The sequence below is a fragment of the Micromonospora sp. LOL_021 genome (assembly GCF_048060215.1).
Lineage (GTDB): Bacteria > Actinomycetota > Actinomycetes > Mycobacteriales > Micromonosporaceae > Micromonospora_E.
The window spans coordinates 56,857-75,908 of sequence record NZ_JBHMIN010000016.1 but is presented as its reverse complement, the minus strand read 5'-3'; the positions used below and the strand labels follow the sequence as shown (position 1 = coordinate 75,908).

Genomic DNA, 19,052 nt, shown 5'->3' with positions numbered 1-19,052 from the left:
CTCATCCCCATCCTCCTGCCTGTGACGGATGTCGTTTCAGGCTAGGTGTCGGGGTCTGCCGAGGTGAATCGGCGGTACCGCCCGCCGGAGCGCGGCGGCGACGGCCCGCCAAGGTGACGCGGCAGCGGCCCGCTGTCAGCCCCGGGTGTGGTGGCCGACCATCTGTACGGTGCCGGAGCCCTCGATGATGTCGCCGGCCTGCCATGCCTCGATGCCGCTGCCGGTCAGGCAGGCGAGCGCCCGGTCGGCGTCCTGGGCGGAGACGATGGCAAACATGCCGACGCCCATGTTGAACGTCGACTCCATTTCGTTGTCCTCGATCCGCCCCTTCGCCTGCACCAGGTCGAAGATCGGCTGCGGCTTCCAGGTGGCGCGGTTGACCAGCGCGTCGACGTGCTCGGGGAGGATCCGTACCAGGTTTCCGGGGATGCCACCGCCGGTCACGTGGGCCAGGGCCCGGACCTCGCACTCCTCGATCAGCTTCAGGCAGTCCCGGGCGTAGATCTTGGTCGGGGTGAGCAGTTCCTCGCCCAGGGTCCGCTGCCGGCCGAAATCCTCGACCACCGTGTCCAGCCGCATCCGGCCGGCGCCGAGCAGTACGTGGCGGACCAGCGAGTAGCCGTTGGAGTGCAGACCCGAGGACCGCATCGCGATCACCACGTCGCCCACCTCGACGCGGTCCCGGCCGAGGATCTCGCTCTCCTCGACCACGCCGACGCCGGTCGCGGAGACGTCGTACTCGTCCGGCCGCAGCACCCCGGGATGCTCGGCGGTCTCGCCGCCGAGCAGTGCGCAACCGGCGTACCGACAGCCGTCGGAGATACCGGCGCCGATCTCGGCGACCTTGTCCGGCACGACCTCGCCGCAGGCGATGTAGTCGAGCAGGAACAGCGGCTCCGCCCCGCAGGCGACCAGGTCGTCGACCACCATCGCGACCAGGTCGATGCCGACCGTGTCGTGGATGTTCATCTGCTGGGCGATGACCAGCTTGGTGCCCACCCCGTCGGTCGACGAGGCCAGGATCGGGTGCCGGTACTTCTGCACGTCGAGCCGGAAAAGCCCGGCGAAGCCACCGATGTCGCCCATCACCTCGGGCCGGGTGGTCTTGTGCACCTTCGACTTGAGCAGCTCGACGGCGCACTCACCGGCGTGGATGGAGACGCCGGCGTCCGCGTACGTCACCGTGCGTTTGCGGCCGGACCGGCCGGCACTGGCCGTCCACGGCTGGCGGTTGACCGTCCGGGCGCCGGAGTCGTCGGCGGTCGGGCCGACGTCCGCGCTGCCGCGCTCAGTCACGTGCGTCACGGTTCTCCCCTTTGTGCTTCTCGCGGCGGGGCCGCGTCGGGTAGCTGTCGAGGATCGCTCGACTCGGGCTGCCGGTCGGACGACCGAGGCCGGTCCGGCCGGTGCTACGGGCGGTGCAGGGCCTCGGGGCCGCCAGTGCTGACAGCGAACCGTTGAGCGCCCGGGCCGGTCCGGTCGCCGCCGGCCTGATAGTCCTGCTCGGTGATGTCCCCCGGATGGCCGACCCCGCCAGCTACCCGGCGGTCCACACCTTCGAGCACGTGCTTGCCGATCAGATTGCCAGCTGGCAACTCGATCGGGTACTCCCCATCGAAACATGCCCGACACAATCGTGTCTTCGGCTGCTCGGTTGCCGCTATCAGGCCGGCAAGCGAGACATAACCGAGAGTATCCGCACCGATGGACCGGCGTATACCCTCAGTGTCCAGCCCGTTGGCCAGCAGTTCAGCCCGGGTGGCGAAGTCGATGCCGTAGAAGCACGGCCAGCTCACCGGCGGGGACGAGATGCGCACGTGCACCTCCAGGGCACCCGCCTCGCGCAGCATCCGCACAATCGCCCGCTGGGTGTTGCCCCGCACGATCGAATCGTCGACCACCACCAGGCGCTTGCCACGGACGTTCTCCCGCAGCGGGTTGAGCTTCAACCGGATGCCGAGCTGGCGCAGCGTCTGGGACGGCTGAATGAACGTTCGGCCGACGTACGAGTTCTTCATCAGGCCGGCGCCGTAGGTGATGCCGGACTGTTCGGCGTAGCCGATCGCGGCCGGCGTACCCGACTCCGGCACCGGGATCACCAGGTCCGCCTCGACCGGATGCTCCCGGGCCAGTCGGCGGCCGATCTGCACCCGGGCGGCATGCACGTTACGCCCGGCGATGGTGGTGTCCGGGCGGGCGATGTACACGTACTCGAACAGGCAGCCCTTGGGCTCCGGCGGGGCGAACCGGGCCGACCGCAGCCCGTGCTCGTCGATGGCGATCAGCTCGCCCGGCTCCACCTCGCGAACCACGGTGGCGCCGACGATGTCGAGCGCGGCGGTCTCGCTGGCGACCACCCAGCCCCGCTCCAACCGGCCGAGCACCAGGGGCCGGACGCCATGCGGGTCGCGCGCCGCGTACAGCGTGGTCTCGTCCATGAAGACGAAGCTGAACGCCCCCCGCAGGGTCGGCAGCACCTCCAGCGCCGCGGCTTCGACCGACAGGTCCGGGCGGCTGGCCAGCAGGCTGGTGACCAGGGCGGTGTCCGAGGTCGAGCCGTCGCCGGACAGCCCTCGGTCGACCACCTCGCGGGCCAGCTCAGCAGTGTTGACCAGGTTGCCGTTGTGCGCCAGGGCGATCGTCGTGCCGGCGCTGGTCGCCTTGATCGTCGGCTGGGCATTCTCCCAGGTAGAGCCGCCGGTGGTGGAGTAGCGGGCGTGCCCGATGGCGAGATGGCCACGCAGGCTGGCCAGGGTCGGCTCGTCGAAGACCTGGGCCACCAGGCCGAGATCCTTGTAGACCACCACGCCGGAGCCGTCACTCACCGCGATCCCGGCGGCCTCCTGGCCCCGGTGCTGCAGGGCGTAGAGACCGAAGTAGCTGAGCTTCGCGACCTCTTCCCCCGGTGCCCACACACCGAACACGCCACAGGCGTCCTGCGGACCGGGTCGTTGGGGATCAAGATCGTGACTCAACCGGCCGTCGCCTCGAGGCACCTGCCGCTCCCTCGTACTGGTCTGCACTGACGCCTGGCCTGCACGTGGCCTGCACGCCTCAGCGCGGGGTGTCACCGGACTACCGTCGCCGAACAGTGTACGCGAGGTTCCGGTTGGCCCAGAGTGCTCCGTTTGGCCCCACACCCGCCGGGTGACCACCGCAGCCGGCCGGGTGACCGCCGCAGCCGGCCGGCAGATCGCTAGCCCGCCTCACAGCGGTAGGTACGGGGATATATCGGACCTCGGACCACTTGCGGAGATTTGTCCGTTCGCCACGGCCGAGGCCCAGTCCAGATCGCCGGTCGCCAGCAGCACCCAGGTCACCGGGTCGATCTCCACCACGTTCGCGGGCGTGCCACGGGTGTGTCGCGGCCCGGCTACACACTGAATTGCACCGTAAGGTGGGACACGGACCTCCACCGATCGGCCCGGCGCTCGCTCGGCCAGCGCCGCCAACAGCATGCGGACCGCATCGCGTAGCTGCACACGGGTGGGAACGGCACCGGACGCCACGGCGTCCCGCACGGCGGCCACCGTAGTGGACTTACTGTACGGAGAGGACACATCGGGACGATACGACTAGCTCCGGTACCAGTTGCTCCCGCCCCTGGGTCGCGCACATCCGTCTCGGCAAGGCATAGTTGCCGACGGTGTACTCGTCACGGGTGACCCCTGCCCGAATCCTGGTGCGGGGGAAGGATCAAACCGGAAGGCGGTGGACGTGACAACACACCTACGAGCCTGGCTTTCGCGGGCCGGTGTTGTCGCAGCGCTGGCTGCCGTCGCACTAGTCGGCCTGCCCGCCGCGCCAGCGGCCGCCGAGGCACCCACAGTCACCATCCGCAGCCTCTCCAACGCCAACCTCAGCTCCGGTGGCCGGGCCACCCTCGAATTCGAGGTCCGCAACAACAACCCGGCGGGCGAAGAAGAGGTAGAGGGCGGGACCTCCTTCAACATCCGGGTCGCCACGAACATCAACGAGCTGCGGTGCGAAGGTTCGTGCGACTTCACTGACACGATCGACCGGGGCGCGAGCAAGACCTACACAGTCGAGCTGATCGCCGGCAACGTCGGGACCAACCAGAACCGCAACGGCCGGGTGGAGATCGTCGCCGTGGTCGACGGGGAGAACGGCCGGGTCCAGCGCGACGTCTCGGTCCGCGGGCCGCAGGAGGCGCCCCGGGTCAAGGAGGTCGCCGGCAAGGTCACCGACGTCTCCACCGGTGAACCTATCGAAGGCGCCGTGGTCGTGATGAGCGATTCGCAGAGCAACAGCTACGACACCACCACCAACGGCAACGGCAACTACCGGTTCACCTCTAGCAACGACCGCCCCATCGTCCCCGGCGACATCCGGATCGCGGCGACCGCCGACGAGTACGACGACAGCGATGTGAAGGTCGTCACCGCCGCCGCGGGGCAGTCGATCACCGTCGACCGGATCACTTTGAAGTCGAACGTGGAGCCGACCCCGTCGGCCACCCCGGAGGCGACCCCGTCGGCGACCGCCGAGGCGACGCCGAGCGGCGCGGCCACCGACACCCCGCCGGTCGACACCCAGAACCTGGCGAACGAGAGCAGCGGCGGCGGGATGGGCTCCTGGCTACTGATCATCATGGGCGGCCTGCTGGTCGCGCTCGGGGTCGGAGCCATCGTGCTGCTGCTGGTGCGGCGCAAGGACGGCGACGTCGACGACGGCCCGGAGCCGGCCGACGACGACCCACCTGGCGGACGGGCCGCCAGGCCGGGCAGCCGCGGCGCGTACCACGGTGCCGACGACGACGCGACCCGGGTGGCGATGCCGCCGATGCCGCCCGGCCCGGTCTCCGACGCCACGATGATCACCCGCCCGTCGCTGTCGGACGCGCCGACGATGCTGCACCAGATGCCACCGATCAAGGACGAGTTCCCCGACCCGTACGGTGCTCCACCGCCGCCCGGGCCGAACCCGCCGGCCGGGCCCGAGCCACGGTACGGCGCGGACCAGCGCCCCGGCTGGGGTGGACCGCCGACCCAGCCCGGCTACGGCTCCGGCCCTGCCGGTGCGACCAGCGTGTACGGCGCGGTTCCCGGCGCCGACCAGCCGGGTAGTGGGGCCGGTTCCGGCTACGGCGGACCGGGCGGCGCGGGCCGCCCCGGCGGCGCCTACGGCGGCAGTCAGTACGGCGGCAACGCTCCGTCCTCCGGGGCACCCGGCACCTACGGCACCCCGCCCTCGTCGGGCGGTCCGTACGGCGGCAACGCTCCGTCCTCCGGGGCACCCGGCACCTACGGCACCCCGCCGGTACCCGGTCAGTACGGCGAGCCGGCCGACGAGGCCGGCGGCTACCGCGGCGGCCGAGGCTACGGCGACTCCGGCGGCTCGGGCTACTCCCCTGGCGGGTACGGAGCGGACTCCCCAGCCGGTGGCTACGGCTCGGATCGCTACGACGAGCCGACCGGGCGTTACCAGCCAGGCGGCTACGGACAGTCCGGCCCGCCGTACGACTCCGGCGGCTACCCCGGCCCGGATCAGGGGCGCGGTGGCGACGTGCCGCCGCCACCGCGTGGTCCAGAGCCGCCGCAGCCCGGCTACCGGGGCGGCAGCCCCGGCTACGGGCCGGACGGCGGTGGTTACGGCGCAAGTTCCGGCTACGGCGGAAGCTACGGAGAAAGCCAACCCCAGGCCGGCGGCTACCCGGGCGGTGGCTACGGTGGCGACCGGGGCAGCGGGTACGGCTCCGACCAGGGCTACGGGTCGGCGGGCTACGAGTCCGGCCGGGAACCGGGCGGGTACGGTGCCCCGACCGGTGGCGGCTACGACCAGGGTGGCGGCTACCCACCTGCGGGCGGCGGTTACGACGACCGCCGCGTCCCGGACCAACGGGGTGGCTACGACCAGCAGATGCCGTACGGACAGCAGCCCTACGACCAGCAGCCGTACGGCGGTGAGCAGCCGCCCGGCGAGCAGCCGCGGCACGGTTCCGCGCCGCAGTCGGGCAACCGAGGTGAGCGACGTTCCCTCGACTGGCTCGACGACTGACGGCCAATCGACGCGACATCGACAAAATGAATGGGCCGGACCCGTGCGGGTCCGGCCCATTCATCGATCAGTCAGCCTGTCGTCCGCCCGGTCAGCTCTGGTTCTTCGGCTTGCCGGCGGACAGGTCGGGGCGATCCACCGGCTGAGCCGCGTCGCCGCCGGCCACCGTTTTCTCGGCCGCCGCTACATCGCCGCTGTCTGCCGTATCCTCCACCACCGCGTCGCTGTCGGTGACTGCTTCCGTTTCCTGCTCGGTCACCGCGGCGGGCTCGGTCACCGCATCAGCCGAATCCGACGACTCCCCGTCCGCCGGCTCGGTCACCGCCTCGGCCTCTTCGCTGTCCGAGTCAACATCCACTGTCGCCGTGGCCTCGTCCGGCGTACCGGCCGGGGCATCGACCGCGACCGAGTCGCTGGCCAGCACCCCGACGGCGTCCGGATCCTGCGGGTCCGCCGGCACGTTGCGCGGCCCCACCGCGCTGAACAGCGCAGGCAGGGTGCCGGTGTGGGCACTGCGCAGTTCGTCCAGACCAACGCTGAACTGGTCGCGGACCTCCAGCAGCCGGGCCGCCGGATCGGTCACTCCGATCATGGTCCAGGGCAGTCCGTGCTCCACGCAGAGCGCGGTGAACGCCTTCTCGTGCCCGCGCGGCACCGCGACCATGGCCCGCCCCGCCGACTCGCTGAACAGGAACACGAACGGCATCGAGCCGTCGGTGAACTCCGGCGGCAACGCGATCCGCGCCCCGATCGACCGGCGCAGACACGCCTCGACCAGTGCCTGGGCGAGCCCACCGTCGGAGAGGTCGTGGGCCGAGGTGATGTGCCCCACCCGGGCCGCCGCACCGATCACGGTGGCCAGCACCCGCTCCCGGTCCAGGTCGACCTTGGGCGGCGTACCACCGAGGTGCCGGTGGGTGACCCAGGCCCACTCCGATCCGGAGAGTTCCAGCTCGGTCTCGCCGAGCAGCATGATCAGGTCACCGTCGCTGTGTGACGGCGGGACGAAGCCCATCGGAACGCGCTGCGCCACGTCGTCGAGCACACCGAGCACACCGACGACCGGGGTGGGGTGGATCGCGGCGGCACCGGTCTGGTTGTAGAAGCTGACATTGCCGCCGGTCACCGGGATACCGAGCTCGGCGCAGCCGTCGGCAAGGCCGCGAACCGCCTCGGCGAACTGCCACATCACGCTCGGGTCCTCGGGGGAGCCGAAGTTCAGGCAGTTGGTGACCGCCACCGGGCGGGCACCGGTCACCGCCACGTTGCGGTATGACTCGGCAAGCGCGAGCTTCGCCCCCTGGTACGGATCGAGCCGGGCGTACCGGCCGTTGCCGTCGACCGACAGGGCGACACCGAGGCCGCTCCGCTCGTCGATCCGGATGACCCCGGCGTCCTCGGGCTGGGCCAGCACCGTGTTGCCCAGCACGTACCGGTCGTACTGCTCGGTCACCCAACTGCGGTCGCACAGGTTCGGCGAGGCGATCATCCGCAGCAGGGTTTCCCGCAGCTCGTCCGGGGTGCCGGGGCGGGGCAGCGTCTCTGCCCGGTCGGCCTGCAGCAGGATCAGGTCCGCCGGCTCGCGCATCGGTCGGGCGTAGACCGGGCCGTCGTCGGCCAGCGACCCCGGCGGTACGTCGACCACCACGTGGTCACGCCAGCTGATCACCAGCCGGCCGGGCCGACCGTCCGGCTCGGCCGGGGTGACCTCACCGATCGCGGTGGCCAGCACACCCCACTTCTCGGCGGTGGCGAGCACCGCGTCGAGCTGCGCCGGCTCGACGATCAGCAGCATCCGTTCCTGCGACTCGCTGGCCAGGATCTCGTGCGGCTCCATCGACGGCTCACGCAGCGGAACCCGTTCCAGCCAGACCCGCATGCCGGTGCCGGCCGCAGCGGCGGTCTCGGTGAGCGCGCAGGTCAGGCCGGCGCCGCCGAGGTCCTGGATGCCGACGACCAGCCCGGCGTCGTACAGCTCCAGGCAGGATTCGATCAGCAGCTTCTCCATGAACGGGTCGCCGACCTGCACCGACGGGCGGCGCTGCTGGCTGGCGTCGTCGAAGGTGGCGCTGGCCAGCACCGACACCCCGCCGATGCCGTCCCGACCGGTCTTGGCCCCCATCAGCACCACGACGTTGCCGGCCCCGGCTGCCGCCTTGTTCTGCAGCCGGTCCACCGGCAGTACGCCAAGGCAGAGCGCGTTGACCAGCGGGTTGCCCTGGTAGCAGGGATCGAACACGACCTCGCCACCGATGTTGGGCAGGCCCAGGCAGTTGCCGTAGCCGCCGACCCCGGCGACGACACCGGGCAGCACCCGGGCCGTGTCGGGGTGGTCGGCGGCGCCGAACCGCAGCGGGTCCATCACCGCGACCGGGCGGGCGCCCATGGCGAGGATGTCGCGGACGATGCCGCCGACGCCGGTGGCCGCCCCCTGGTACGGCTCGACGAAGCTGGGGTGGTTGTGCGATTCGACCTTGAAGGTGACGGCGAGGGTGTCGGAGACCCGGATGACGCCAGCGTTCTCCCCGATGCCGGCGAGCATCAGGTCGCTGGCCGGGGCCTTCTCGCTGAACTGCCGCAGATGCACCTTGCTCGACTTGTAGGAGCAGTGTTCGCTCCACATGATCGAGTACATGGCGAGCTCCGACTGGGTCGGCCGGCGGCCGAGAATCTGCTGGATCCGCTCGTACTCGTCGTCGCGCAGCCCCAGCTCGGTGTACGGCTGCAGCTCACCAGGGGTGTCGGTGGCGCGTTCGACGGTGTCCGGGCCACCGGCGTACCGGTCGACCGGTACGCCGAGGTCGGTCTCTGCCGGGCCGGCGGCGGCCGCCGCCTCCGACTGGGTGGTCATGCCGGCACTCCCGCGAGGTGCTTGAGGATGGAGGTGAAGAAGCCCAGTCCGTCCCGGGACGGGCCGGTCAGGTCCTCGACGGCGTGTTCCGGGTGGGGCATCAGCCCGACGACGTTGCCGGCGGGGTTGGTGATGCCAGCGATGTCCCGCAGCGAACCGTTGGGGTTGCCGCCGACGTAGCGCGCCACCACCCGGCCGGTCGACTCCAACTCGTCGAGGGTCTGTTCGTCGGCCACGTAGCAGCCTTCGCCGCTCTTGAGCGGGACGAGGACTTCCTGTTTCGGAGAGAAAGCGTTGGTGAACGCGGTCCCGGCGGTCTCGATGCGGAGCATCTGGTCCCGGTTGCGGAAGTGCAGGTGCTGGTTGCGGGTGAGCGCGCCGGGCAGCAGGTGGGCCTCGCAGAGGATCTGGAAGCCGTTGCAGATGCCGAGCACCGGCAGGCCGTCACCGGCTGCGGCGACGATCGACTGCATGACCGGGGCGAACCGGGCGATGGCTCCGCAGCGCAGATAGTCGCCGTACGAGAAGCCGCCGGGCAGCACCACCGCCTCGACGCCGCGCAGGTCGGCGTCGCCGTGCCACAGTCGGACCGGCTCCCCACCGGCGAGCCGCACCGCGCGGGCGGCGTCGCCATCGTCGAGCGAGCCTGGGAAGGTTACCACCCCGATCCGGGCACTCATGACGGATCACCGGCTGTCTCAGGCTGCTCAGCCAGCCGGACCTGGTAGTCCTCGATGACCGGGTTGGCCAGCAGCTTGTCCGCGATCTCACGAGCCCGATCCAGGTCGGGCTCGCCGGCGAACTCGATCTCGATCCGCCGGCCGATGCGCACCGCCGAGACGTCGCTGACACCGAGCCTCGGCAGCGCGTTCGCGACAGCCTGACCCTGAGGATCGAGAATTTCCGGCTTGAGCATGACGTCGACGACGACGCGAGCCACGTGGCACTCCTGACCGTGTACGCGTTGGGGGTGCCGGCCTCGAACGGGCCGCGCACCCCTCAGCCTACCTGGTGGCACCGGGTACGACGCACCGGCGGTCGAAGAGCCGAATCGGTGATCGGGCCACAAATCAGCCACGAACCGATAACGACGACATTCGCCACCGCCGACGGACCGGGTCACCGGGCGGACCGGGCAGCCACGGACGGCCTGCCGCACCCCGTTGGCGACCGCCACCGGACGCAGCGAGGGACCTCGAGGGGCGCGGGACGCCACTGCGGGACATCAATGCATCGTATGACTTCGATTTGATTCTTGTAGATGACCGTCGAAGCGCTTAACGTCTTTCGTCAAACGCCCGGTGACGACCGTCGGACGGGCGCTGTAACAACCTCCGCTGCCGGATACCCGTCCGGCGGCATGGCTCACCGACCCGTACCCCGGGTTGTCCCCCTCGGAAGGAGCCCCACCCATGCGCGTTCGCCTGGCTGCGGCAGCAGTAGCCACCACCCTGATCGGCCTGCTGGCCACGCCAACCGCGGCGACGGCCGCGCCGGAGGAGATCATCGGCGGTGGGACGGTGTCGTCCGCCCCGTGGGCCGCCGCGGTCTTCAGCAACGGCTCGTTCACCTGTTCCGGCACCATCATCGCCGCCAACTGGGTGCTCACCGCGCGGCACTGTGTCAGCGGCTCGATGTCGGTCCGGATCGGCAGCGTCTACCGCTCCTCCGGCGGCGTCACCCGTACGGTCAGCTCCGCGTACGGCCGCTACGACCTGGCGCTGCTCTACTTCTCCAGCCCGGTCAGCACCAGCTACGTGACGCTGTCCAGCAGCTACCCGCCGGTCGGCTCGACCAACAGCATCTACGGCTGGGGCATGACCTGCTACAGCGGCTGCGGCGCGTCGCCCCAGCTGAAGGCCGCCTCGGTCCGGGTGACCAGCACCAGCGTCACCGACGCGTACGGCGGCCGGGCGATCCGCAGCACCCGGATCAACGGCAACGCGTGGCGCGGCGACTCCGGCGGCCCGCAGTTCTACAACGGCCAGCAGGTCGGGGTGGCGTCGACCGCCAACGGCGTCAACATCCAGAACTACGGCAGTGTCGCGTACAACCGGTCCTGGATCCGGTCGGTGACCGGCGTCTGACCCGAGCTGAACCTGGTCTGGGACCGACTGGTTCTGGCGCGCGGCGCGGACCCCGTGGACTGATCACGGAGTCCGCGCCGCCCTGCTCCTACCGGCTGTGCGGCATCCGATCGCTACCGGCGGGTGCCGGCAAGCGCCGCCACCAGCGCTCGGGCGCTCTTGACCAGCTCGCTCGACCCACGACGCGCCGCCACGGTGGTCACCTGCGGAATCTCGCCGCTCGCCCCGCACCGCAGCACGCACTCCACCGCAAGGGTCAGCAACCTCCCTACCCCCCGCGCCACCGGTTCGCCTTCGAGCAGGCCGGGGAGCGCGCCTCGACACACCGACCACACCGTGGCGTACGCACCGGTAGCGGCCATCTCCCTCAGAGTCTCGATTGCCCGGCTGAGAGTCACAAACGAATACCCCTCGGGACCAAGCTTCACGATCTGCCGGCCGAGCAGTTCGCCGTTGAGATCACCGCGGGCAGCCAGGACCAGGATCGCGTCAATCGCCGCCGCGCGTTCCCGAGGACGGTCGGCGTCCATGGCCAGCGCAAGCCTGAGATGCAGGGCGAAATCGGCCGGGCCGCCCGACTCGGCCAGTTGCGGAAGCAGACGCATCCAGGCTCGCCTGTCCCGCTCCGTGTAGGGCTCACGAGCGCTGTAGTCGTAGTAGCAGTTCGCCACCCTGTCCCGGTGGTGCGGTAACGTGGCCACCCAGGCCGCCAACTGGTTGCGGCACTGCCGATCCCACCTCGTGCCGGTACGGAAGAGCCGCTCGGCGTCGGCCGGTAGTTGTAGATCGGTCACGGCCCCGGGCAGGTCGATCAAGTTGTGCACGATGTTGAAGGCACTGATTTTCTCCCAGTCGTCCGGTGTCGACGGCTGATGCGGGTAGCCGCCGGCCCGTAGCCAGCTGGACAGCTGGCGACCGGCGTCGCCCGGCAGCCTGTCGGCCGCACCAAGCACCCGGGCGTCGGTGGTAGGAATGACCCGCAGCAGGGCCTGACCAAGATCGGCCGATCGCGCGGCGATGCCACGCTCGGCATACCCCGTCAGGCGCTCCACGAGTACCGCCGCGTCGAGGGCTCCGGTGGCATCGGTCGGGACCGCCAGCAGGTACGGAAGGTCACCGGCACGTACCGCCCCGGCGGCCTCCCGAATACGTGCGGCGAGCAGCTGACCTGGAGGCGAGAACTCGCCGCGGCAACAGCAGCAGCGCGCAACGAGCCAGTCGTCGTCTGGCACCTCTCCGGTCACCGTCTGGACGACGACCCACAGGTGTACGGGTGTGCAGTCACTCGGCCGTCCCGGTACCCGCCGCACGACGGGGACCAGCGCCGCGGCGAGCCCGGCCCGGTTACGGGCCGAGTGGCGGACGAGTCCGTCGAGCGCCTGCTCGAACACCACGATGTCCTGACTGCCGGCCAGCACGGCCGCCACCTGTTCGGCGACCTCGGCGGGCGTGCCGAGCGGTTCGGGCACTGCGGCGGGTGCGCGGACCAGCGGCAGCGTCTCGACGTACGGCTCGTCGCGCCGCACCACTGATCCGAACAGGTCAGCGGCCTGCGCCGACAGTGCGGGTGTCAGCCGGTCCGCCGCCGCCTGCAGGACAGCCCTGATGGGTTCGTCGGCACCAACCTGCTTCGCCGCCGAGGCAGCATCCAAATGCCGGGCGACCATCTTGAGCGCCTGCTCCTGCACAGCGATGTCCGGATGTCCGAACGCCAGAGCTGCCGATCGCACCAGCTGGCCGGCTCGTGCCGGGTCTCGTCGCGCTGTCCGGTCGAGCCACGTCAGGTGCGCCCGGATGAGCTTCTTGTCCGCTCGGCGAAGGAGTCGTCGGGTCGTTTCGGTGACCAGCTCCGGCTCGATCAGGCCGGCCTCGTCAAGCTCGGCGAGGCGGACCCGGGCGTACTCGGCCACCGGAACCCACAGGTCCAGAAAGGTGAGATAGTCGCGGCCCACTGCGGCATGTTGCGCCAAGGTGGGTGGCATATCGTCGACCATCTCCAAACGACGGCGCAGTACGCTGCGTTCGCTCGTCTGCCGGACCTGCTCCAGCCACTCTTGCAGCCTTTCGGACCAGTACGCCGCCGCCAGCGCACGCCACCGCGGATCATCAGCGATCAACCGCACCAGCGCCTTGTCCCCCTGCGGCGAGCAGAGATCGCCGTTGTCGACTCGGCGGAAGATGAGGTCGACGACGTAGTCCCCGCTGATGAGGCCAGCTTCGATGAGTTCGGCCTGTGCCGAGTCCGACATAAAGTAATATGGTTTTGTCTCGACGATGGGCAGCAGGACCGGAGTGAGTGGGTCGTTTCGCATCCGCTCACCGAACGTCGCGCCGGGCGGGTTGGGGACCAGATCCGGGTCCCCGCCGTACCACCGGGCTGAGAGCCAGTTGAGCAGGAACGGGTGGGATGTCGGCGGGGGGCAGCCGGTGCGCCGGATCAGGTAGTCGGCAAGCGGGAAGAGTTTCCTTGCGCTGTCGATCGCGGCGACCAGCTCGGTCTGCTGCTCGGCCGTCCAGTGGTCGACCACCTCGACCACCCACCTGTGCGGCCCAGCGGTCTTGTTCTTGTCGTCCTCCCAACTGATGTCAGCCTTCTGGCAGTAGTGGTTCTCCATCCGGGTGAGCCATTTTCCGGCTCTGCTGGGGTCGGGTTGCGCGGCGAATTCGGCGGCGAGGCGCGCGAACCGCTCCGGCTGAGGCAGTTTCTCCCACTTGTGACACAGCAGTGCCGTCCGGAACTCGGCGAGCGTCTCGGCATGTCCGGCGCGCTGCGCCGGGGTGAGCTTTATCATCGCCCGGCCCACCCCGGCCACGTCACCAGCGACGATCCGGTCCACTATGTCCACTGTAGCCTCACATCGAGTTCGTGGTGATACGGGCGGCGAGCACGTGCTTGCACGGCCCCCGTCCGCCCTGGTACTTCGCCCACCAGAGGCAGGTGCAGCTCGCCCCGCCACTGGCACCGGCACCGGCACCGGCACCGGCACCGAACCGTACGGTGTGGATCTCCTTGCCCGTACCGACGGTCGCCAACCCGTCGGCGATCGTGACGGCACCGGCGGCGACCAGCTTGCGCGCTGCCCGCAGCCGCGGATTGAGCCTTTCGACCTGCTGCGGTCGGTACGGCAGGTCGCGGTGGAAGTGCGACTGCTCGGCGAGGTCATAGCCGACCTGACCTGCCGTGCCCAGGGTGGTCAGGGCTGCCCGGACCCGGTGTGACGGCAGGTCCGCCATCCGGGCCAGCTGGTCGACATCGATCGTCGGGTCCCAGGCCAGCAGTGCGGACACCAGGGCGGCGTCCTCGGTCGCCGTCGAAGTGGCCAGATCGTCGAGCACCCCGCCCTCGCCGGAGAAGCCCCGTGCCGCCGCCGGCGAGAGCATCAAGGTCAGCCGCATCCCCGGCAGCCGTGCCTCCCACGCGACGGGCCCGAGGGTTCCGTCGGCTGGGGCGTAGATCCGGACGGCGTCCGCGTACGGCAGGACCGGCCACAGCGTGGTAAGCCGCTCGACGCCGGGTAGGCCGATCGTGCCCGGTCCGGTGCGGGTGGCCGGGCGCAGGCCGCGGCCGGTCGCGCTCACCCAGTGCGTGGTGCCGATGACTGACCGGGTGGTAGGGCGTGGCGCTGCCCGCAGGACCGCCTCCGCGTCCGCCGGCGTCACCTCCGCCCGCAGGCTCAGCCCGGTGGCCAGCACCTGCGCCTCGGCGAAGCCGCGCACCCACCGCGACGGCAGGGGTACCTGCTTTTCCACGTACCGCCCGTCGAGCGTCGTGACGGCAACCTCGTCCGCCCCGACGAGCAGGTGCAGCGGCGTGGCAGCACCGACCCGGTTGAGCGCTCGGCGGAAATCCGAGTTGACGTCGACGTTGGTGGTGCCGTGCCGGATCACCTCGCCGTCTAGGCCGTCGTCGAGGATGTCGAGGCGGGCGTAGACCCCACAGCATCCGGAGAAGGACTCGATTCGCAGCCGGTCGCCGTTGGCCGTGACCACCGGGTCCAGCGAGGCGGCGAGCTGTGGCCGGTAGTAACGCGTCGCCGCCACGTCGGCGACGACGAGGAACGCGGTCGCGGCAGCGACGGGGGCGGTAAGGAAACCGGTGAACAGCTGCGGATGCGTCACCGGGCCCTCGGGGGTCACCCCGCCGGATGTCTCCAGCAGCATGGTCAGCCTGCCTGCATCTGCCTGGAGGCGGGAGAGCCCGCGGTACGCGTAGTCGTAGTCGGACACGGCGGCAATCCTGGCAGGAGTGCCCAAGAACCGCCCAGTAGCCCCAACCAGCTAAGAAACGGATGAACTGCCGTTTCGTTGGCGAGGAGGGCCGTCCCTCCGCGGCCGTGGATCCTCTATTCCCGGCAGTTGCCTAGTGCCTGCCCAGCGGGTGTCCGCTGACCGTTAGCGGGCGCGGGCTCCGCTGAGGTACCAAGTGGCCGCGCTGTGCCGTTTGACGGATGGCGCAGGCCCCACCAATGCCCGCGAGCAGGGCACACCATCACTCATAGCATCGGTTCCGTGCTGATCGTGACGACGAACGATCTACCGGGATACGAAATCCGGATCGTGCTGGGTGAGGTGGTCACCTCGGTGGTCCGTTCGATCAACCCCTTCAAGGAAGGCGTCAAGGCGCTGCGGGGCGGCAAGTCCGACCCGGGCGGACCGGCCAGCCTCACCAAGTACCGGACCGAGATCATCGGCAAGCTGGGCGAGGCCGCCAAGAAGAAGGGCGCGAACGCCGTCATCGGGATGCGGTTCGACACCCGGCAGGTGGGCAGCACCCACATGGAGCTCTGTGCGTACGGGACGGCCGCCGTGGTGCTGCAGATCCGGCCGGACGCCGGCGACGACTCGAAGCAGTCGAAGGTCGACGCGAGTCACGCCGACGCCAGCGCCGGCAACGAGACCGGCGGCTCGGCCGGCTCCGGCGGCAGATAGGTCCACCGAATCGGGGCCGGCAGCAGCTAGCTCTACAGGATCGGGGCCGGCTGGTAGGCGGCGGCCACCGGGTGGTCGGCGACCACCGCGGCCACCCGGTCCGCCACCGCCCGCACCTGCGACGGCGCGGCGCCGACGAAGCCAGCCCGGTCGGCGACCACCATGGCAATCTCGTCCCGGCTCAACCCGAGCCGCCCGTCGGCGGCGAGCCGGTCGAACAGGTCGTTGTCGGCGGCACCCTGCTCCCGCATGGCCAGCGCCACCGCGACCGCGTGCTCCTTGATCACCTCGTGCGCTACCTCCCGGCCGACGCCGCCGCGCACCGCCGCGACGAGAATCCGGGTGGTGGCCAGGAACGGCAGGTAACGGTCGAGTTCCCGGGCGACCACCGCCGGGTACGCGCCAAACTCGTCGAGCACGGTGAGGAAGGTCTGGAACAGCCCGTCCGCGGCGAAGAACGCGTCCGGCAGCGCCACCCGGCGCACGACGGAGCAGGAGACGTCGCCCTCGTTCCACTGGTCGCCGGCGAGCTCGCCGACCATCGACAGGTAGCCACGGATCACCACGGCCAGCCCGTTCACCCGCTCGCTGGAGCGGGTGTTCATCTTGTGCGGCATGGCGCTGGAGCCGACCTGCCCGGGACGAAAGCCCTCGGTGACCAGCTCATGGCCGACCATCAGCCGAATGGTGGTGGCCAGCGAGGACGGGGCGGCGGCGACCTGGGCCAGGGCGGAGAGCACGTCCAGGTCGAGGGAGCGCGGATAGACCTGGCCGACGCTGTCCAGCACCCGCCGGAAGCCTAGGTGACCGGCGACCCGGCGCTCCAGCTCAGCGACCTTGGCGGCGTCACCGTCGAAGAGGTCCAGCTGGTCGGCGGCGGTGCCGACCGGGCCCTTGACGCCGCGCAGCGGGTAACGGTCGATCAGGTCGGTCAACCGTTCGTACGCGATGAGCAGCTCCTCGGCCGCCGACGCGAACCGCTTGCCCAGCGTGGTGGCCTGGGCGGCGACGTTGTGCGAGCGGCCGGCGAGGACCAGCTCGGTGTGCTCGACGGCGAGCCGGGCCAGCCGGGCCAGGGTGCTGACGACCCGGTCGCGGATGAGCTCCAGTGAGGCCCGGATCTGCAGCTGCTCGACGTTCTCGGTCAGGTCCCGGGAGGTCATCCCCTTGTGGATGTGTTCGTGACCGGCGAGCGCGCTGAACTCCTCGATCCGGGCCTTGACGTCGTGCCGGGTGACCCGTTCGCGCTCGGCGATAGCGGCCAGGTCGACCCGGTCGACGACCCGCTCGTACGCGTCGATCACCCCGTCCGGCACCGCGATGCCGAGGTCGCGCTGGGCGCGCAGGACGGCGATCCAGAGTCTCCGTTCCAGCCGGGTCTTCTCCTGCGGGGACCAGAGAGCGGCAAGCTCGACGGAGGCGTACCGGGCGGCGAGCACGTTGGGAAGCTGCGGACGCGATGTCACGTACGGCAGTCTGACACGCCGACCTGCCGGCACCGCCGGGCAGCCGGTCGCAATCTGACCGATCTGGCGGATCTAGGGACAATTGCGTAACTGATCGCATTTTCCGTCGTTCAGCCTGTCGTTGCCGGATTCTTCCGGCCACGCCGCTCCTGCTCCTGCCCGACGGTGCGAGTCGCATCCCCACCTGGGTCGGTGTGAGGCCGAAGTCCGAGACGAGGAACTGTGCGTACCACCACACGCCGCTATACATCCATGCTCGCCGTCGCAGCCCTGGCCGGAGCACTGGCCGGCCTGTCTGCGTCCGGGCCGGTCACGGCGGCGGAAGGTGACGGGCATGTCGTCACCGCCGCCACGGCGACCGTTGCCGAGGCGGCGAATGCGCGGCGAGCACAGCCGTCCGACCCGACACCACCGAGACCTGCAGACATCAAAGCGCTCACTGACTCCAGGTATCGCAGCGATGCCATGCCCTGGATCGACTCGGTGAACCCCGGTGAGGGAACCGCCGCCGGCGGCACAACGGCGACGGTCAGCGGTACCAGCTTCGTCCCCGGGCAGACCCGGGTGACAGTCTGCGGCCGGACGCTCGGGCCGGCGGTCGTCACGGTCGGTGGCGCGTTAAACGTGTTGACCTTCCCAGTTCCCTTCTGCGAGGGCGGCGCGACGACGATTTCCGTCAGCACCCCGGCCGGTACCTCCAACGAGATGGCTTTCCGGTACCTCGGGGAAGGGCCACTGGTAACCGGCGGACCAGGCTACGGGGCATCGGATCACGGTCTTCCGGTCACTGGGCGCACGCTGGGCCCGCTCGTTGTCAGCGGCCTTCTGGCGATCCTGGTTGGTGCCGCCCTGCGGTTCGCCGCCGGCGGACAACTCGACCCAGAGACGAGACGGATTGGCGACGTCCATCCGCCGCAGGCACTTTCGTATCAGCCGCCGACCGAGTAGATGCTCCACGGCCAATGGTCGCCCTTGCCATGGCCAACGAGAGTAAATCCGGCTTTCTTGACAAGATCGTCGTAGTCCGGCGAGTAGTAGATGACCGTAATCTTTTTCCGGTTTCGGCGTGCCGCCGAAACCAGGTTGTTCATCACTGCCGTGAAGACCGGCGGCCCGAATGGCGAGAACATGTACACGACCAGATTCTCGGCAGGCGCAATGAAGTCAGCAGCATCGATTGCAAGTAACTCGATCTCGGCGGCCTTCAGCGGCCCGGTATAGCGGCGCAGGTTATCCTCGGCCTGCCGGACGAAGGTGGGAGAGAAGTCGACACCGATGACCTTCTTGTACGGCGCACCGGCCGCCAGCAGCACGATTCGACCCTTACCACAGCCAAAATCGATGAACACGTGATCCCGATAATCGATGTCTTCGACGCTCGCCATCATACGCTCGAATTCATGTCTGCGGGTCGGCAGGTAGTGGGACGCCTCTTCCATGTGCGGCCCGACACCGTCGATATCAGCGAGACCGACGATCCCGTTGGTCTCGGTGCCGAACGTCTCGTCGAAGCGCTCCCGCCTTTCGTGGGATCGGATCCGGATGTATTCAATACTGTCGACGACAGACTCTCGAAACGTCGAGGTACGCAGCGTTTGTCGAAAAATCTTCCAGTCGGTACGCAGATCGGCGAAGATCGGCACGTCTCACCTGCAAATCAGGGTGATGGAGTCGGTTGAGCCCAGCTGGCATCTGACAGCC

Annotated in this window: 14 protein-coding genes; 4 read left to right on the top strand and 10 right to left on the bottom strand. The window is 69.8% G+C overall.

The window, feature by feature from the left end:
- Positions 1-135: 135 nt before the first annotated feature.
- The 3 genes from purM to ACFHWT_RS13345 form a co-directional block, all read right to left on the bottom strand.
- Complete coding sequence (gene purM, locus ACFHWT_RS13355) at positions 136-1,305, bottom strand: phosphoribosylformylglycinamidine cyclo-ligase (protein WP_416594920.1); 1,170 nt, start codon at positions 1,303-1,305, stop codon at positions 136-138.
- A gap of 104 nt (positions 1,306-1,409) precedes the next feature.
- Complete coding sequence (gene purF / locus ACFHWT_RS13350) at positions 1,410-2,996, bottom strand: amidophosphoribosyltransferase (protein WP_233606602.1); 1,587 nt, start codon at positions 2,994-2,996, stop codon at positions 1,410-1,412.
- Between the two features lie 210 nt (positions 2,997-3,206).
- Entirely contained in the window at positions 3,207-3,560 is a 354-nt protein-coding gene (locus ACFHWT_RS13345; protein ID WP_416594919.1) for a sterol carrier family protein, read from the bottom strand.
- 157 nt (positions 3,561-3,717) lie between these two features.
- On the opposite strand from ACFHWT_RS13345, the gene ACFHWT_RS13340 reads away from it, so the two are divergent.
- Positions 3,718-6,018, top strand: coding sequence for a carboxypeptidase regulatory-like domain-containing protein (locus tag ACFHWT_RS13340; RefSeq protein ID WP_416594918.1), 2,301 nt, complete (start codon positions 3,718-3,720; stop codon positions 6,016-6,018).
- Between the two features lie 91 nt (positions 6,019-6,109).
- Here the strand turns inward: ACFHWT_RS13340 and purL are convergent, their stop codons facing one another.
- Genes purL through purS form a run of 3 tightly spaced genes read right to left on the bottom strand, consistent with a single transcriptional unit; the run spans position 6,110 to position 9,809 of the window.
- Positions 6,110-8,869 (bottom strand): phosphoribosylformylglycinamidine synthase subunit PurL, encoded by a 2,760-nt coding sequence (gene purL / locus ACFHWT_RS13335; RefSeq protein WP_416594917.1) that lies wholly within the window; start codon positions 8,867-8,869, stop codon positions 6,110-6,112.
- A complete protein-coding gene (gene purQ, locus ACFHWT_RS13330) occupies positions 8,866-9,549 on the bottom strand; it encodes a phosphoribosylformylglycinamidine synthase subunit PurQ (RefSeq protein ID WP_123606450.1) in 684 nt (227 codons plus the stop codon). Before purQ ends, purL begins: the two co-directional genes overlap by 4 nt.
- Positions 9,546-9,809, bottom strand: coding sequence for a phosphoribosylformylglycinamidine synthase subunit PurS (gene purS, locus ACFHWT_RS13325; protein ID WP_278172523.1), 264 nt, complete (start codon positions 9,807-9,809; stop codon positions 9,546-9,548). Before purS ends, purQ begins: the two co-directional genes overlap by 4 nt.
- Positions 9,810-10,281: 472 nt before the next feature.
- On the opposite strand from purS, the gene ACFHWT_RS13320 reads away from it, so the two are divergent.
- Positions 10,282-10,956 carry a S1 family peptidase gene (locus ACFHWT_RS13320; RefSeq protein ID WP_416594916.1) on the top strand — a complete coding sequence of 225 codons (675 nt, stop codon included), beginning with the start codon at positions 10,282-10,284 and terminating at the stop codon, positions 10,954-10,956.
- 113 nt (positions 10,957-11,069) lie between these two features.
- Here the strand turns inward: ACFHWT_RS13320 and ACFHWT_RS13315 are convergent, their stop codons facing one another.
- Entirely contained in the window at positions 11,070-13,793 is a 2,724-nt protein-coding gene (locus ACFHWT_RS13315; RefSeq protein ID WP_416594915.1) for a hypothetical protein, read from the bottom strand.
- A 16-nt stretch (positions 13,794-13,809) separates the two neighbouring features.
- Positions 13,810-15,183, bottom strand: a complete 1,374-nt coding sequence (locus ACFHWT_RS13310) for an SWIM zinc finger family protein (protein WP_416594914.1) — start codon at positions 15,181-15,183, stop codon at positions 13,810-13,812.
- 282 nt (positions 15,184-15,465) lie between these two features.
- Between ACFHWT_RS13310 and ACFHWT_RS13305 the strand changes: the two genes are divergently transcribed.
- A complete protein-coding gene (locus ACFHWT_RS13305; protein WP_416594913.1) occupies positions 15,466-15,885 on the top strand; it encodes a YbjQ family protein in 420 nt (139 codons plus the stop codon).
- 32 nt (positions 15,886-15,917) lie between these two features.
- On the opposite strand, the gene purB is transcribed toward ACFHWT_RS13305, so the two are convergent.
- Positions 15,918-17,351, bottom strand: a complete 1,434-nt coding sequence (gene purB, locus ACFHWT_RS13300) for an adenylosuccinate lyase (RefSeq protein WP_416594912.1) — start codon at positions 17,349-17,351, stop codon at positions 15,918-15,920.
- 222 nt (positions 17,352-17,573) lie between these two features.
- On the opposite strand from purB, the gene ACFHWT_RS13295 reads away from it, so the two are divergent.
- Entirely contained in the window at positions 17,574-18,299 is a 726-nt protein-coding gene (locus ACFHWT_RS13295) for an IPT/TIG domain-containing protein (protein WP_416594911.1), read from the top strand.
- On the opposite strand, the gene ACFHWT_RS13290 is transcribed toward ACFHWT_RS13295, so the two are convergent.
- The gene (locus tag ACFHWT_RS13290; RefSeq protein WP_416594910.1) at positions 18,281-18,994 is read right to left on the bottom strand and encodes a class I SAM-dependent methyltransferase; all 714 of its coding nucleotides are present in this window, start codon (positions 18,992-18,994) and stop codon (positions 18,281-18,283) included. The two genes, ACFHWT_RS13295 and ACFHWT_RS13290, sit on opposite strands and share 19 nt — an antisense overlap.
- Positions 18,995-19,052: the final 58 nt, after the last annotated feature.

Excerpts from the sequence above, each read along its gene's own strand:
- purQ (WP_123606450.1), bottom strand. The coding sequence starts at position 9,549 with ATGAGTGCCCGGATCGGGGTGGTAACCTTCCCAGGCTCGCTCGACGAT.
- purL (WP_416594917.1), bottom strand. The coding sequence starts at position 8,869 with ATGACCACCCAGTCGGAGGCGGCGGCCGCCGCCGGCCCGGCAGAGACC.
- ACFHWT_RS13320 (WP_416594916.1), top strand. The coding sequence starts at position 10,282 with ATGCGCGTTCGCCTGGCTGCGGCAGCAGTAGCCACCACCCTGATCGGC.